The organism is Saccharothrix sp. CCNWYY140 (genome assembly GCF_037401995.1).
Taxonomy (GTDB): Bacteria; Actinomycetota; Actinomycetes; order Mycobacteriales; family Pseudonocardiaceae; genus Actinosynnema.
The window spans coordinates 1-12,605 of sequence record NZ_JBBEGC010000093.1; the positions used below are offsets into that span (position 1 = coordinate 1).

A 12,605-nucleotide genomic window follows, 5' to 3' on the forward strand; every position below is an offset into this window, starting at 1 on the left:
CTTCGGGCAGGCCATACGGTGGGGGAACCGAGGCCCTCCACTTGTAGGTGACACCTACCGCGCGCTCCGCGCGCGAAAGGGCGCGCTGCGCGCGCAAAAGCCGGTTGCGTGGTGAGCCGTTTTGGCGGTGTTGGGCGTTTGGCGGTGGTCAGTCTTTGATGCCTGCGCCCTTGGCGAGCATGAGCAAGGCGTCCACCAGGCTGTCCGTCCCAGCCCCCGTGGCCAGCGCCCTCAACTTCATCCCCATCACCAACCCGACCACCGCACTCGCCACCCTCTCCGCATCCGGCACGCCCAACCCCGTCAACACCGTCGCCGCCAGTTGGTCGTAAGCCGCGAAGCACTTGGCGGCGGCGTCTCGGAGTTCCGGGTCTCGGCCGGCGTGCAGGTAGAGCTCGTAGGGGGCGATGCGTTCGCTGTTGTCGGGGATGGTGCTGGCGATCTTGCCCACCAGGTCGACCACCTGGTCCAGAGTGACGCACTCGCCGCTGGTCTGTTCTTGGGCCAGTGCTCCGAAGTGCCTGGTTTCGCCGGTGACGAAGGTGAGCAGGCTCTCCCTCAGCAGGTCCTGCTGGGTGGCGAAGTGGTAGGTCACCGAGCCCAGGGAGACGCCTGCTTCCTGGGCGATCCGGCGGTTGGTGACGCCTGCCACGCCGTCGTCGCCGATGATCCGCAGCACCGCGCTGATGATCCGCTGCCGGGTCTCGGCGGGTCTGGTCATGGGTCCATCTTTCCGCACCATCCGGTCCGACGGTCGTCGCCGCGGGCGTTTTCGGATACTGTTCGTTCGAACGAACAGTATCGGACGGGGAGGACCGCGATGCACGTCAAGGGAAGCACCGTGCTGGTGACGGGTGCGACCGGTGGGCTGGGGCACGCCATCGCTCGCGGCCTGGCTGCCCGAGGGGCGAAGCTGGTGCTCACGGGGCGCAAAGAAGCCGAGCTCAAGGCGCTCGCGGCGGAGACCGGAGGGCGGGCGCTGGTGGCCGACCTTGCCGACACCGACGCCGTTCGGCGGCTGGTCGAAGAGGTCGGGGAGGTGGATGTGCTGGTCGCGAATGCCGCGCTGCCCGCCAGTGGCAAGCTCACCGACTTCACCTCCGACGAGGTGCGGCGGGCGTTGAGCGTGAACCTCGACGCGCCGATCGCCCTCACCCACGCGTTGCTGCCGGGCATGGTCGAGCGGGGGCGGGGGCACGTCGTGCTCATCGGGTCGGTGGCGGGCAAGGTGTCCATGCCGTTCGCCTCGATCTACAACGCCACCAAGTTCGGGCTCCGCGGGTTCGCGCTGGGGGTTCGGCAGGACTTGGCGGGCACCGGGGTCGGGGTGTCGGTGGTGCAGCCGGGGATGGTGCGGGAGGCGGGGATGTTCGCCGACACCGGGGCCAAGCCGCCGGCGGGGATGCGGACCGTGTCGCCGAAGCAGGTCGGTGACGCCGTGGTCGAGGCGATCGAGAAGAACCGGGCCGAGGTCACCGTGGCGCCGGTCGAGTTGCGGGTCATGAGCACGCTGGGCAGTGCGTTCCCCGGGTTCGTGGAGGCCTTGATGCGGCGCACCGGCTCGGACGACGTGATGGCGGAGATGGTCGAGTCGAACAAGGTGAAGCGCTGATGAACGCCCCGGTGATGGACACCTCGTCCATCCCGCACCCGCGCTGGCGGGTGCCGCTGGTGGGCGACGTGATCGGCACGTCCCGGCGGACGCCCGTGCAGGACACCATGCGGCTGGGGCGCGACCTCGGTCCGATCTTCACCCGCCGGTTCCTGGACCGGGAGATCGTCTTCGTCGGAGGGGCGCACCTGGCCGCCGAACTGTCCGACGAGAAGCGGTTCGCCAAGCACCTCGCGCTGGGTGTGGAGGAACTGCGGACCATCGGCGGGGACGGGCTGTTCACCGCCTACAACGAGGAACCCAACTGGAAGGCCGCGCACGAAGTCCTGATGCCGGCGTTCACGCAGAGCGCCATGCGGGCCTACCACCCGGCGATGGTGGACGTGGTCGACGAGCTGGTCGGCAAGTGGGACCGGGGCGGCGTGGTGGACGTGTCGGCGGACATGACCAACCTGACCCTGGAGACCATCGGCCGGGTCGGGTTCGGCTTCCCGTTCGACTCGTTCCGGCGCGAGCGGGCGCACCCGTTCGTCCGGGCCATGATCGGGTCGCTGCGGCACGCGCAGCGCAAGGGCTTCCAGTTCCCGCTGGCCGCCAAGCTGTTCGGGCGGGCCGCCGAGGAGCGGTACCGGGCCGACGTGTCCTACCTGGCCGAGGTGGTGGACGAGGTGATCCGGGCGCGGGTGGCGTCCGGGACGTCCGACCGCACGGACCTGCTGGACCTCATGCTGGCGTCGGGCGAGCTGGACGAGGTCAACGTCCGCAACCAGGTGATCACGTTCCTCATCGCGGGCCACGAGACGACGTCCGGGGCGCTGTCGTTCGCGCTGCACTACCTGTCCCGCAACCCGGCCGTGGTGGAGAAGGCGCGGGCGGAGGTCGACGCCGTGTGGGGTGACGTCGAAGCGCCGGCGTTCGAGCAGGTGACGAAGCTGCGGTACGTGCGACGGGTCTTGGACGAGGCCCTGCGGCTGTGGCCGACCGCGCCGGGTTATGCCCGCGAGGCCAAGGCGGACACCGTGCTGGGCGAGCGGTACCCGATGAAGACCGGGCAGTGGGCGCTGGTGCTGCTGCCGCTGGTGCACCGGGACCCGGACGTGTGGCCGGAGCCGGAGCGGTTCGACCCGGACCGGTTCGCGCCCGAGCAGGTGAAGGCGCGGCCGGGGCACGTCTACAAGCCGTTCGGGACCGGGGAGCGGGCGTGCATCGGGCGGCAGTTCGCGCTGCACGAGGCGACCCTGGCGCTGGGCACCGTCCTGCGCCGCTACGACCTGGTGCCCGACCCGGACTACCGGCTGCGGGTGGTGGAGATGCTGACCCTCAAGCCGGACGGCTTCAGGCTGACCGTCCGCCGGCGCTGACCGTCCGCCGGCGCTGGGGTCAGCCGGAGCTGGGGTCACCCGGCGGGAAGCCCTGGGCGCGGCGGAGGGCGGCGGCGAGGTCGGTCGGGTGTCGGGCGGCGTAGTGGCCGTCCGGGCGGATCAGGTCGCCGTCCCGCACCGTGAAGCCGGGGCCGCAGCGGCTGCTGTCGGGGGCGAGTTCGCCGGCGCAGCCCTCGGACGTGAGCGGCGAGTCGCGGTACGGGAAGGGCTGGAACAGCTTCCCCGAGTCGATGTGGGCGCGGTCGCCGCGTTCCAGCACGTCCAGGCGGCGACGGCGGTCCTCCTCCGTGCGGGGCACCAGGAAGCGCATGGTGTCACCGGTGACGCGCAGGTTCTCGTCGGCCGCCGCCGCGCGTTCGACTTCGTACGAGGGCAGGAGCAGAGGGCCGGCCTCCCCCGCCCGGTCCAGGGCGACCTTCCACGCGGCGTTGTCGGCGTCGCAGATGCCCGAGTTGAGGCCGCGCGCGCCGAACGGGCTCATGACGTGCGCGGCGTCGCCGGCCAGCAGCACCCGGCCGACGCGGAACCGGTCGGCGCGGCGCTGGTGGAACCGGTAGGTGGACTGCCACAGCACCTCGTACGGCCGGTCGCCGGTGATGCGCCGGATGTGCTCGTCGGTGAGGTGGAAGCCCTCCGGGACCTGCCAGTCGATCCGGTGCACGCCACCGGGTTGCGGGTGCAGCAGGACCTGGCGGCCCGGGTTCCACGGCGGGTCGAAGTGGAACAGGCGCTCGGGTTCGGCGTGCCCGAGGTCGACGCGGATGTCCGCGATGACGAAGAGGTCGTCGAAGGAGTGGCCCTCGAAGGCGATGCCCAGCAGGTCGCGGACGGTCGACTTCACGCCGTCGGCGGCGATGCAGTGGGTGCCCTCGAATGTTCCGTCCACTGTGGACACAGTGACGCCGTCGGCGTCCTGGTCGAGCGCGGTGACCCGTTGTCCCCAAAGGAGATCGATGAGGGGTTCGGCGCGCACCTGTGCCTCCAGGATGCGCTCGACCTCGGTCTGCGGGGTGTTCACGAACGGCGGGAAGCCCGGCCGCCGGGGCAGTTCGAGGGTCAGCACCTCGCGCTCCCGGAAGAACGTCCGCCCCCGGTACCAGGTCACGCCCGCGTCCACGACGTCCTTGCCCGCGCCGACGCGTTCGAGGATGTGCAGGACGTCGTGCTGCACGCAGATCGACCGGCTGCCCACGGCGGTGCGTTCGCGCAGGGCTTCCAGGACCGTCGTGGGCACGCCCGCGCGGGCCAGCAGCAGGGCCGCCGCCATGCCGACCGGTCCCGCGCCGACGACCACGACGGGTTTCACCGCAGCGCCGCCCACACCTCTTGGTCGCGCTCGGCGGTCCAGATCCGCGGCCAGTCGACGCCGTCGCACTCGTCCCAGTACCGCTGGACGTTGAACGGCAGGCAGTGCTCGAAGATCGGCCACCGGCCGTAGCGCGGTTCGAGGGCTTCGTGGGCGGCCCGGAAGGCGTCCTTGACCGTGCCGCCGGAGCGGTGGACGGTGCCGACCGTGCGGCGCAGCTCGTCCAGGAAGTGCCGGGACTGGGCGATCGCCGCGTCCACCTCACCCCGGTCCCGCGCCACCGCGCCCCGCCCGCCGACGAGCTGCTCGGCGCCGAGGGCGGCCACCGCGTCCAGGGTCGTGGTCGCCCACTCGTCGTGGAACGCGTCCCCGGTGTAGAGCGCGGCCCGGCTCTCCACCAGGTCGCCCGCGAACAGGATCCGCTGCTGCGGCAGCCACGCCACGATGTCGCCCGCCGTGTGCCCGCGCCCGCAGTAGCGCAGTTCGAGGTCGCCGCGGTCGCCGCCGAGGGGGATGGCGAGGCGGTCGGAGAAGGTCAGGGTCGGCCAGGTGAGGCCGGGGATCGAGCCGGGGTCCTCGAACAGCCGGGGCATCCGGGCGTACTCGCTGTCCCAGTCCTGCCGACCGCGTTCGGCGATCAGGGCGCGGGTGTTCTCGTGGGCGACGACGGCTTGGGCGTCGAACGCGCTCGCGCCCAGCGTCCGGACGGCGTGGTAGTGGCTGAGGACCAGGTAGCGGACGGGCTTGTCGGTGTGCTCGCGGAGGCGGTCCAGCCAGCGGCGGGCGGCCACGGGGGTGGCCCGGGCCTCGACGCAGACCAGGAAGTCCTCGCCCTCGATCGCGCCGACGTTCGGGTCGCCTTCGGCGGTGAGGGTGTAGACGCCTTCGGCGAGCCGGACGAACTCCTCGTCCTTGGGCGCGAGATCGGCACTGGACGCAAACGGCTTCGCTGCCACGCCTCCCACCATAGGGCGACCGCAATGTAGCTCCCGGTGCTACACAGTGCTACGCTGGCATGGTGAAGGTGATCACCCAACGGGAATTCCGGAACAACTCCGCCGCTGTGATGGACGCGGTCGAGGGGGGCGAGACGTACCACGTGACGCGCAACGGCGTGGAGATCGCCGAGGTCCGCCCGCTGCCGCGCCGTCGCCGCTTCACCGCCGAGGAACTGGTTGCGCGACACCGGGCACTGCCGCGCGTCGACTTCCAGGACATGGCGCGGGAAGCCGACGAACTCTTCGCCGCCGACCGGGTCGGCGATGACGACCCGTGGGAGCGCAGCCGTGGCTGAACGGCACGAGGCAGGCGTCCTGGACACTTGCACCTACATCGATCTCGCGCTGCTCGACCCGGCGTCCCTGCCGGAGTTCCCCGAGCTGACCGCGATCACGATGGCCGAACTGCACCAGGGTGTCGCCCTGGCCAAGGATGCCGCGGCGCGGGCCGCACGGACGGAGAAGCTGGCCGCTGCCATCGCCGAGTTCGAGCCGTTGCCCTTCGACGGACCCGCCGCCACCCGCTTCGGCACCCTCGTGGCGCTGACCCTGGATGCGCGTCGCGATCCGAAGCCGCGCCGGCTGGACCTGATGATCGCGGCCATCGCCTCGGCTCGGGGCCTGCCGCTCTACACGCGCAACGCCAAGGACTTCGCCGGCCTCGGCGACATGGTCCACATCATCGAGGTCTGACCGTCACGCCTTCGTGCGCACCTCCACGATCGGCAGCCGCAGCGCCCCTGGAGCGTTGGCGGGCACGGCCGGCTTCACAGGAGTGACCGCCGGCACGCGCCGGTAGCCCTCGCTCTGGGCCGGGCGCTGGTCGGCCTCGCCCTTGTTCGGCCACAGCGAGAACGCCCGTTCCGCCTGGGCCGTGATGGTCAGGGACGGGTTCACGCCCAGGTTCGCCGAGATCGCCGCCCCGTCCACCACCGACAGGCCCGGGTAGCCGTACACCCGGTGGTACGGGTCGATCACGCCCGACGCCGCGTCCGAGCCGATCGGGCAGCCGCCGATGAAGTGCGCGGTCAGGGGGATGTTGAACAGCTCTCCCCACGTGCCGCCCGCCACGCCGTCGATGGTTTCCGCCGCCAGCACGTTCGCGCGGTGGCCGGCCGGGATGAAGGCCGGGTTCGGTTCGCCGTGGCCCTGCTTGGACGTGAGCTTCCGGCCCCGCACGCCCTTCTTGGTGTACGTCGTGATCGAGTTGTCCAGGCTCTGCATCACCAGCAGGATCACGGTCCGCTCGCTCCACCGGTGCACCGACAGCAGCCGCGCCAACCGCACCGGGTGCCGCACCGCCTGCAAGAAGAACTGCAAGAGCCTCGGCGTGGACTTGGCGCCGTCCGTGGCGAGGGTCTGGAGGAGGCCCATCGCGTTGCTGCCCTTGCCGTAGCGGACCGGCTCGATGTGGGTCTGCTCGTCGGGGTGGATCGACGACGTGATGGCCACGCCCTGGCTGAAGTTGCGGTCCTCGTCCACGGTGAAGCGGCCGGCGCCGATGATGGCCTCGGAGTTCGTGCGGGTCAGCTCGCCGAGCTTGGGGGACAGCGCGGGCAGCTTGCCCTCGTCGCGCATCCGGTGCAGCAGCTGCTGGGTGCCCCACGTGCCGGCGGCCAGCACGACCTGGCCCGCGGTGATCGTGCGGCGGCCCCGGCGCAGCTTGCCGCCCGTGCGGCGGGTGTCGACCGACCACGTGCCGTCCGGGGCCTGGCGCAGCCCGGTCACGGTGGTCAGCGGCAGGACCTCGGCGCCGTTGCGCTCGGCCAGGTACAGGTAGTTCTTGACCAGGGTGTTCTTCGCGCCGACCCGGCAGCCCGTCATGCACTCGCCGCACTCGGTGCAGCCGGTGCGCGCCGGGCCCGCGCCGCCGAAGTACGGGTCCTCGGCTGGTCGACCCGGCGAACCGAAGAACACGCCGACCGGCGTCGGGTGGTAGGACTCGGCCACGCCCATGCGCTCGGCGACGGTCTTCATGACCTCGTCGGACGGTGTGGTGGTCGGGTTCTCCACGACCCCGAGCATCCGGCTCGCCTGGTCGTAGAACGGGGCCAGCTCGGACTCCCAGTCCGTGATGTGCGCCCACTGCCGGTCGTTGTAGAACGGCTTGAGCGGCCGGTACAGGGTGTTCGCGTACACCAGCGACCCGCCGCCGACACCGGACCCGGCGAGGATCATCACGTTCCGCAGCGCGTGGATGCGCTGGATGCCGTAGCAGCCCAGCGCCGGCGCCCACAGGTACCGCTTGAGGTCCCAGGACGTCTTGGCGAACTCGTCGTCGGCGAACCGCCGCCCGGCCTCCAGGACGGCGACCCGGTAGCCCTTCTCGGTCAGCCGCAGGGCGGCGACGCTGCCGCCGAAGCCCGAGCCGATGACCACGACGTCGTAGTCCGTGCGGATGTTACCGGCGAGTTCACCCATGAGGGGCAGATTAGGCGTAACCCGAAGTAACAGCTAGTCCCAATCGGTTCAGTCCCCCGAACGCACGAAAGCCCCCGCCGGAGCGAGGGCTTCGAGCGAGGGGGTCAGCCGCGGACGGTCAGACCGACCTTCTGGAACTCCTTGATGTCCGAGTAGCCGGTCTTGGCCATCGCGCGCCGCAGCGAACCGAACAGGTTCGTCACGCCCCGCGGGTCCACCGACGGCCCGAACAGCAGGCTGCGCAGGTCCACCACCTGGTCCACGCCCGTGGACACGTGGCTGCGCGGCACCGACGGGTGCGCCGACGCCGCCGTCCAGTACAGGCCCTGGCCGGGCGCCTCGGCCGCCGCCGCGAGCGGCTCGCCCAGCATCACCGCGTCCGCGCCGCAGGCGATGGACTTGGCGACGTCACCGCTGGTCAGCACGCCGCCGTCGGCGATGACGTGCACGTACCGGCCGCCGGTCTCGTCCAGGTAGTCCCGGCGGGCCGCCGCCGCGTCCGCGATGGCCGTGGCCATCGGCACGCCGATGCCCAGCACCGCGTCCGTCGTGGTGACGCCCGGGGTGTAGCCGTAGCCGACGATCACGCCCGCCGCGCCGGTGCGCATCAGGTGCATGGCCGTGCGGTAGTCGCCGACACCGCCGGCGATGACCGGGATGTCCAGGTCCGCGATGAACGACTTCAGGTTCAGCGGCTCGCCGTCGCGCGAGACGTGCTCGGCGGAGATGATCGTGCCCTGCACGACCAGGATCTCCACGCCCGCCGCGAGCAGGTCCGGGGTCAGCTCGGCGGCCCGCTGCGGGCTGACCCGCACGGCCACCGTCACGCCCGACTCGCGCACCTGCTTGATCGCCTCGGAGATCAGGTCCATGCGCACCGGGGCCTGGTGCAGCTCCTGGAGCACCTTGACCGGCGCGGCCGGGTCGTCGGTGTCCTCCACCGACTGCACCAGCCGGAACAGGGCCTCGTCCACGTCGCCGTGCCGCGCCCACAGGCCCTCGGCGTTGAGCACGCCCAGGCCGCCCAACTCGCCCACCGCCACCGCCGTGCCCGGCGAGACGATCGCGTCCGTCGGGTGGGTGATCAGCGGGATCTCGAAGCGGTAGGCGTCGATCTGCCACGCCGTCGAGACGTCCTTGGACGAACGGGTCCTGCGGGACGGGATGATCTCGACGTCGTCCAGCTCGTAGGCCCGCCTCGCGGTCCGGCCCATGCCGATCTCGACCAGATCGCGCACCTTGTGTCGTCCTCTCCTGGAGCCTGCTGCAAACCCGTGGACTCTAGCTCAGCGGGTGGTGTAGTTCGGCGCTTCGACCGTCATCGTGATGTCGTGCGGGTGGCTTTCCTTCAGGCCGGCCGCCGTGATCCGCACCAGCTGCTTGTCCTGGAGCTCCGCGATCGTCCGGGACCCGGTGTAGCCCATCGCGGCGCGCAGACCGCCCGTGAGCTGGTGCACGACCTGCGACAACGGGCCGCGGAACGGGGTGCGGCCCTCGATGCCCTCGGGGACCAGCTTGTCCTCGGACAGCACGTCGTCCTGGAAGTAGCGGTCCTTGGAGTAGGACTTCTGGTCGCCGCGGCCCTGCATCGCGGCCAGCGAGCCCATGCCCCGGTAGGTCTTGAACTGCTTGCCGTTGACCAGGATCAGGTCGCCGGGCGACTCGGCGGTGCCCGCCAGCAGGCTGCCCAGCATGACCGCGCTGGCGCCCGCGGCGATCGCCTTCGCGATGTCGCCGGAGTACTGGATGCCGCCGTCGCCGATCACCGGCACGCCCGCCGGGCGGCAGGCCAGCGAGGCCTCGTAGATCGCCGAGATCTGCGGCACACCCACGCCCGCGACCACGCGCGTGGTGCAGATCGAGCCCGGCCCGACGCCGACCTTCACGCCGTCCGCGCCCGCGTCCACCAGCGCCTGAGCGCCGGCCCGGGTGGCGACGTTGCCGCCGACCACGTCCACCTCGTCGCCCAGCTCCTTCTTCACCCGGGCGACCATCTCCAGCACGTTGCGCTGGTGGCCGTGCGCGGTGTCGACCATGATCACGTCGATGCCGGCCTCGGCCAGAGTCATGGCGCGGGTGAAGCTGTCCTCGCCGACGCCGATCGCGGCGGCGCACAGCAGGCGGCCGTCCGGGTCCTTCGAGGCGTTCGGGTACTGCTCGGTCTTGACGAAGTCCTTGACCGTGATCAGGCCGCGCAGCTTGCCCTCGCCGTCCACGATCGGCAGCTTCTCCACCTTGTGGCGGCGCAGCAGGCCCAGCGCGGCCTCGGCGGACACGCCCACCTGGGCGGTGACCAGCGGACCCTTGGTCATCACCTCGCTGACCTTGCGCGAGTGGTCCACCTCGAAGCGCATGTCGCGGTTGGTGATGATGCCCACCAGCTTGCCCTGGGCGTCGGTCACCGGGACGCCGGAGATGCGGTAGCGGGCGCACAGGTCGTCCACGTGCTTGATGGTGTCGTCCGGGGAGCACGTCACCGGGTCGGTCACCATGCCCGCCTCGGACCGCTTCACGGTCTCCGCCTGGCGGGCCTGCTCGTCCACGGACAGGTTGCGGTGCAGCACGCCGATACCGCCCTGGCGGGCCATCGAGATCGCCATCCGGCTCTCGGTGACCGTGTCCATCGCCGCCGACGCGAGCGGCACGCGCAGGGTGATGTTGCGGGAGATGCGGGTGCTGGTGTCCACGCCGCTGGGGACGACCTCGGATTCGGCCGGCAGCAGCAGTACGTCGTCGAAGGTCAGTCCCAGCATGGCGAACTTGCTCGGGACTCCGTCAGCGTTCAACTCGCTGGTCATGGCGGCCGGTGTGCCTTCCGTAGAGCGGTGATCCCGCCGCCCGCTGAGGGGGTTTTCCGCAGGCGGCGATGGTTCAGCTCATGGTATCTGGACGCGGTCGGGGGTCTCCCCGGTACCGTGCGGGGTCGTGCCGCACGACGCGTTGCCACCAGACCCCTTCGCGGGCGACCCCGAGGACCCGGCGCTGTCCCTCGGGTCACCCGACGAGGACCACGACCACCCGCCGATGGACGACGTCGAGCGGGCCGAGCTGATCGGCGACCTGAGCGACCTCGCCGTCTACCAGGCGCTGCTGGAACACCGCGGTGTCCGGGGGATCGTGGTGGACTGCGGCGAGTGCCAGGAGCCGCACTACCACGACTGGGCGCTGCTGCGGTCGTCCCTGGAACAGCTGCTCGCGGACGGCCGGATGCGCCCCCACGAACCCGCCTACGACCCGGACCCGACGTCGTACGTCAGCTGGGAGTACTGCCGGGGTTACGCGGACGGGGTCACCGCCACCGAGGGCGCTCGCTGAGCCGTGTGACGGACGACTCGCCCCGGATGTGACGAAGCCCGCCCCCGGTGATCAGGGGCGGGCTTCGTTTTGCGTCTCAATTGCCGGTCGGGTCCGCGTTCGGGGTGTCCGAGCCTGGCTCGTTGCGGGTTTCACCCGACGGTGGCTCGCCGCTCGGCGGCGGCGGGGTGTCGTTCGTGGTCGGCACCGTTGTCGTGGTCGGCGGCTCCGTGGTCGTCGTCGGCTCCGGCGTCGTCGTGGTCGGCGACGTGGAGGACGGCAGGCTCGGCTCCGTCGGCAGCACGGACGTCGTCGTCGGCACGTGGCTCGCCGGCGGGTTCGTCGGGGCCGGGTTCGTGCTGGTCAGCTCCCGCACCAGCGACTCGTGCTTCTGGGCCAGGTCGGCCTTGCCGTCGTCGACGGAGATCGACGGGAGGACCGTGCTCGCCTTGTCCAGCAGCTCGCGGGCCTCGGTGTAGCGGCCCTCGCGCAGCGCGGCGCGGGCGGAGTCCAGGTCGGTGCGGACCGTCACGGCCGCCTCGATCGACCGGGCGTGGTCGGAGTACAGCACCTGGGTCAGACCCCACAGCGCGTCGCCCGGCTGGGCGTCGCGGGCTACCAGGCTGACCCCGGTGAACGCGATCGCCAGCACGGCGGCGGCGCTCGCGAGCGGGATCAGGAACCGGTGCCGGCCCCGCTGCTGGGGCTGGGCGGCGGCGATCGTCGCCACCGCGGTGTCGGTGTCGACCAGCTCGCCCACCGGGCGGCTGTCGACTTCACGCCGCCACGCGAGCAGCAGCGCGTTCAGCTCGTCCTCGACGAGCCCTTCAGCGGCGGGACCGCGCCCGCCAAGCGCGTCCAGCAAAGCGTCATCCGCTCGGATACCCGCGAGGTCGTCACCGGGCTCCACCAAGGGGTCATCCGAGGTGAGCGGGGTTCTCTCATCTCGTCCGCGCACGGTTTCTCCATCGCCCTTCTCGTGCTGGTCGGCCACTCAGACCACCTCCTCCGCTGCCAACGACTTGCGGAGGCGGGCCAAGGCGCGGTGCTGCGCCACGCGTACCGCACCCGGCGTGGAGCCGACGGCGTCGGCGGTCTCCTCGGCCGACAGGCCGACGACCACGCGAAGCAGCAGGATCTCCCGCTGCTTCTCCGGAAGGATCTTCAGGAGCTGGGCCATCCGGCCGGACAACTCGCCCTGCATGGCGCGCTGCTCGGGACCGGCTTCCGTCTCGGGGGCGTCGGGCACCTCCGGCACCGGTTCGGACCGGTTCCGGGCAGCTGAGCGATGCGCGTCGGCCACCTTGTGCGCTGCGATCCCGTAGACGAACGCCAAGAACGGCCGACCCTGGTCGCGATAGCTGGGCAGGGCCGTCAGCACCGCGAGACACACCTCCTGGGCCACGTCGTCCGCCGAAGCGAAAGACCTCTCCTGCCTTCCGACTCGGGCGCGGCAGTACCGCACCACCAAGGGACGAATGGATGCCAGCAGCCGCTCGATCGCGTGGCGGTCGCCACCGTGGTCACGGGGACTCCTTCCTGCAGCCGAGTGACGTTCCACTTCCCCTATCGGACGCTAGGGGCGGAACCTT

General features: G+C 71.3%; 13 protein-coding genes. 5 read left to right on the top strand and 8 right to left on the bottom strand.

The window, feature by feature from the left end:
* Positions 1-148: 148 nt before the first annotated feature.
* On the bottom strand, positions 149-721 hold the full coding sequence (locus WBN91_RS29490) for a TetR/AcrR family transcriptional regulator (protein WP_337727561.1): 573 nt from the start codon (positions 719-721) through the stop codon (positions 149-151).
* A 99-nt stretch (positions 722-820) separates the two neighbouring features.
* On the opposite strand from WBN91_RS29490, the gene WBN91_RS29495 reads away from it, so the two are divergent.
* Both WBN91_RS29495 and WBN91_RS29500 read left to right on the top strand, forming a co-directional pair.
* Complete coding sequence (locus WBN91_RS29495; RefSeq protein WP_337727562.1) at positions 821-1,612, top strand: SDR family NAD(P)-dependent oxidoreductase; 792 nt, start codon at positions 821-823, stop codon at positions 1,610-1,612.
* On the top strand, positions 1,612-2,973 hold the full coding sequence (locus tag WBN91_RS29500; protein ID WP_337727563.1) for a cytochrome P450: 1,362 nt from the start codon (positions 1,612-1,614) through the stop codon (positions 2,971-2,973). Before WBN91_RS29495 ends, WBN91_RS29500 begins: the two co-directional genes overlap by 1 nt.
* Before the next feature lie 19 nt (positions 2,974-2,992).
* Here the strand turns inward: WBN91_RS29500 and WBN91_RS29505 are convergent, their stop codons facing one another.
* Both WBN91_RS29505 and WBN91_RS29510 read right to left on the bottom strand, forming a co-directional pair.
* On the bottom strand, positions 2,993-4,300 hold the full coding sequence (locus tag WBN91_RS29505) for an FAD-dependent monooxygenase (protein ID WP_337727564.1): 1,308 nt from the start codon (positions 4,298-4,300) through the stop codon (positions 2,993-2,995).
* Complete coding sequence (locus WBN91_RS29510) at positions 4,297-5,256, bottom strand: MBL fold metallo-hydrolase (protein WP_337727565.1); 960 nt, start codon at positions 5,254-5,256, stop codon at positions 4,297-4,299. Before WBN91_RS29510 ends, WBN91_RS29505 begins: the two co-directional genes overlap by 4 nt.
* A 59-nt stretch (positions 5,257-5,315) precedes the next feature.
* Here WBN91_RS29510 and WBN91_RS29515 point away from each other — a divergent pair, with 59 nt between their 5' ends.
* Together WBN91_RS29515 and WBN91_RS29520 are read left to right on the top strand one after the other, a co-directional pair.
* A complete protein-coding gene (locus WBN91_RS29515; RefSeq protein ID WP_337727566.1) occupies positions 5,316-5,594 on the top strand; it encodes a type II toxin-antitoxin system Phd/YefM family antitoxin in 279 nt (92 codons plus the stop codon).
* Entirely contained in the window at positions 5,587-5,991 is a 405-nt protein-coding gene (locus tag WBN91_RS29520; protein ID WP_337727567.1) for a type II toxin-antitoxin system VapC family toxin, read from the top strand. Before WBN91_RS29515 ends, WBN91_RS29520 begins: the two co-directional genes overlap by 8 nt.
* A gap of 3 nt (positions 5,992-5,994) precedes the next feature.
* Here WBN91_RS29520 and WBN91_RS29525 read toward each other — a convergent pair whose 3' ends face one another.
* From WBN91_RS29525 to guaB, 3 genes are all read right to left on the bottom strand, one after another.
* The gene (locus WBN91_RS29525; RefSeq protein WP_337727568.1) at positions 5,995-7,719 is read right to left on the bottom strand and encodes a GMC family oxidoreductase; all 1,725 of its coding nucleotides are present in this window, start codon (positions 7,717-7,719) and stop codon (positions 5,995-5,997) included.
* 104 nt (positions 7,720-7,823) lie between these two features.
* On the bottom strand, positions 7,824-8,957 hold the full coding sequence (locus WBN91_RS29530; protein ID WP_337727569.1) for a GuaB3 family IMP dehydrogenase-related protein: 1,134 nt from the start codon (positions 8,955-8,957) through the stop codon (positions 7,824-7,826).
* A gap of 48 nt (positions 8,958-9,005) precedes the next feature.
* Complete coding sequence (gene guaB / locus WBN91_RS29535) at positions 9,006-10,517, bottom strand: IMP dehydrogenase (protein ID WP_337727570.1); 1,512 nt, start codon at positions 10,515-10,517, stop codon at positions 9,006-9,008.
* Positions 10,518-10,644: 127 nt separating this feature from the next.
* On the opposite strand from guaB, the gene WBN91_RS29540 reads away from it, so the two are divergent.
* Positions 10,645-11,034: a DUF5319 domain-containing protein gene (locus tag WBN91_RS29540; RefSeq protein ID WP_337727571.1), complete on the top strand. Its 390-nt coding sequence runs from the start codon at positions 10,645-10,647 to the stop codon at positions 11,032-11,034.
* Positions 11,035-11,110: 76 nt separating this feature from the next.
* Here WBN91_RS29540 and WBN91_RS29545 read toward each other — a convergent pair whose 3' ends face one another.
* The gene (locus WBN91_RS29545; RefSeq protein WP_337727572.1) at positions 11,111-11,971 is read right to left on the bottom strand and encodes an anti-sigma-D factor RsdA; all 861 of its coding nucleotides are present in this window, start codon (positions 11,969-11,971) and stop codon (positions 11,111-11,113) included.
* A gap of 36 nt (positions 11,972-12,007) precedes the next feature.
* Positions 12,008-12,574 (bottom strand): sigma-70 family RNA polymerase sigma factor, encoded by a 567-nt coding sequence (locus tag WBN91_RS29550; RefSeq protein WP_337727573.1) that lies wholly within the window; start codon positions 12,572-12,574, stop codon positions 12,008-12,010.
* Positions 12,575-12,605 lie beyond the last annotated feature (31 nt).

Excerpts from the sequence above, each read along its gene's own strand:
- WBN91_RS29525 (WP_337727568.1), bottom strand. The coding sequence starts at position 7,719 with ATGGGTGAACTCGCCGGTAACATCCGCACGGACTACGACGTCGTGGTC.
- WBN91_RS29500 (WP_337727563.1), top strand. The coding sequence starts at position 1,612 with ATGAACGCCCCGGTGATGGACACCTCGTCCATCCCGCACCCGCGCTGG.
- WBN91_RS29515 (WP_337727566.1), top strand. The coding sequence starts at position 5,316 with ATGGTGAAGGTGATCACCCAACGGGAATTCCGGAACAACTCCGCCGCT.
- WBN91_RS29495 (WP_337727562.1), top strand. The coding sequence starts at position 821 with ATGCACGTCAAGGGAAGCACCGTGCTGGTGACGGGTGCGACCGGTGGG.
- WBN91_RS29490 (WP_337727561.1), bottom strand. The coding sequence starts at position 721 with ATGACCAGACCCGCCGAGACCCGGCAGCGGATCATCAGCGCGGTGCTG.
- guaB (WP_337727570.1), bottom strand. The coding sequence starts at position 10,517 with ATGACCAGCGAGTTGAACGCTGACGGAGTCCCGAGCAAGTTCGCCATG.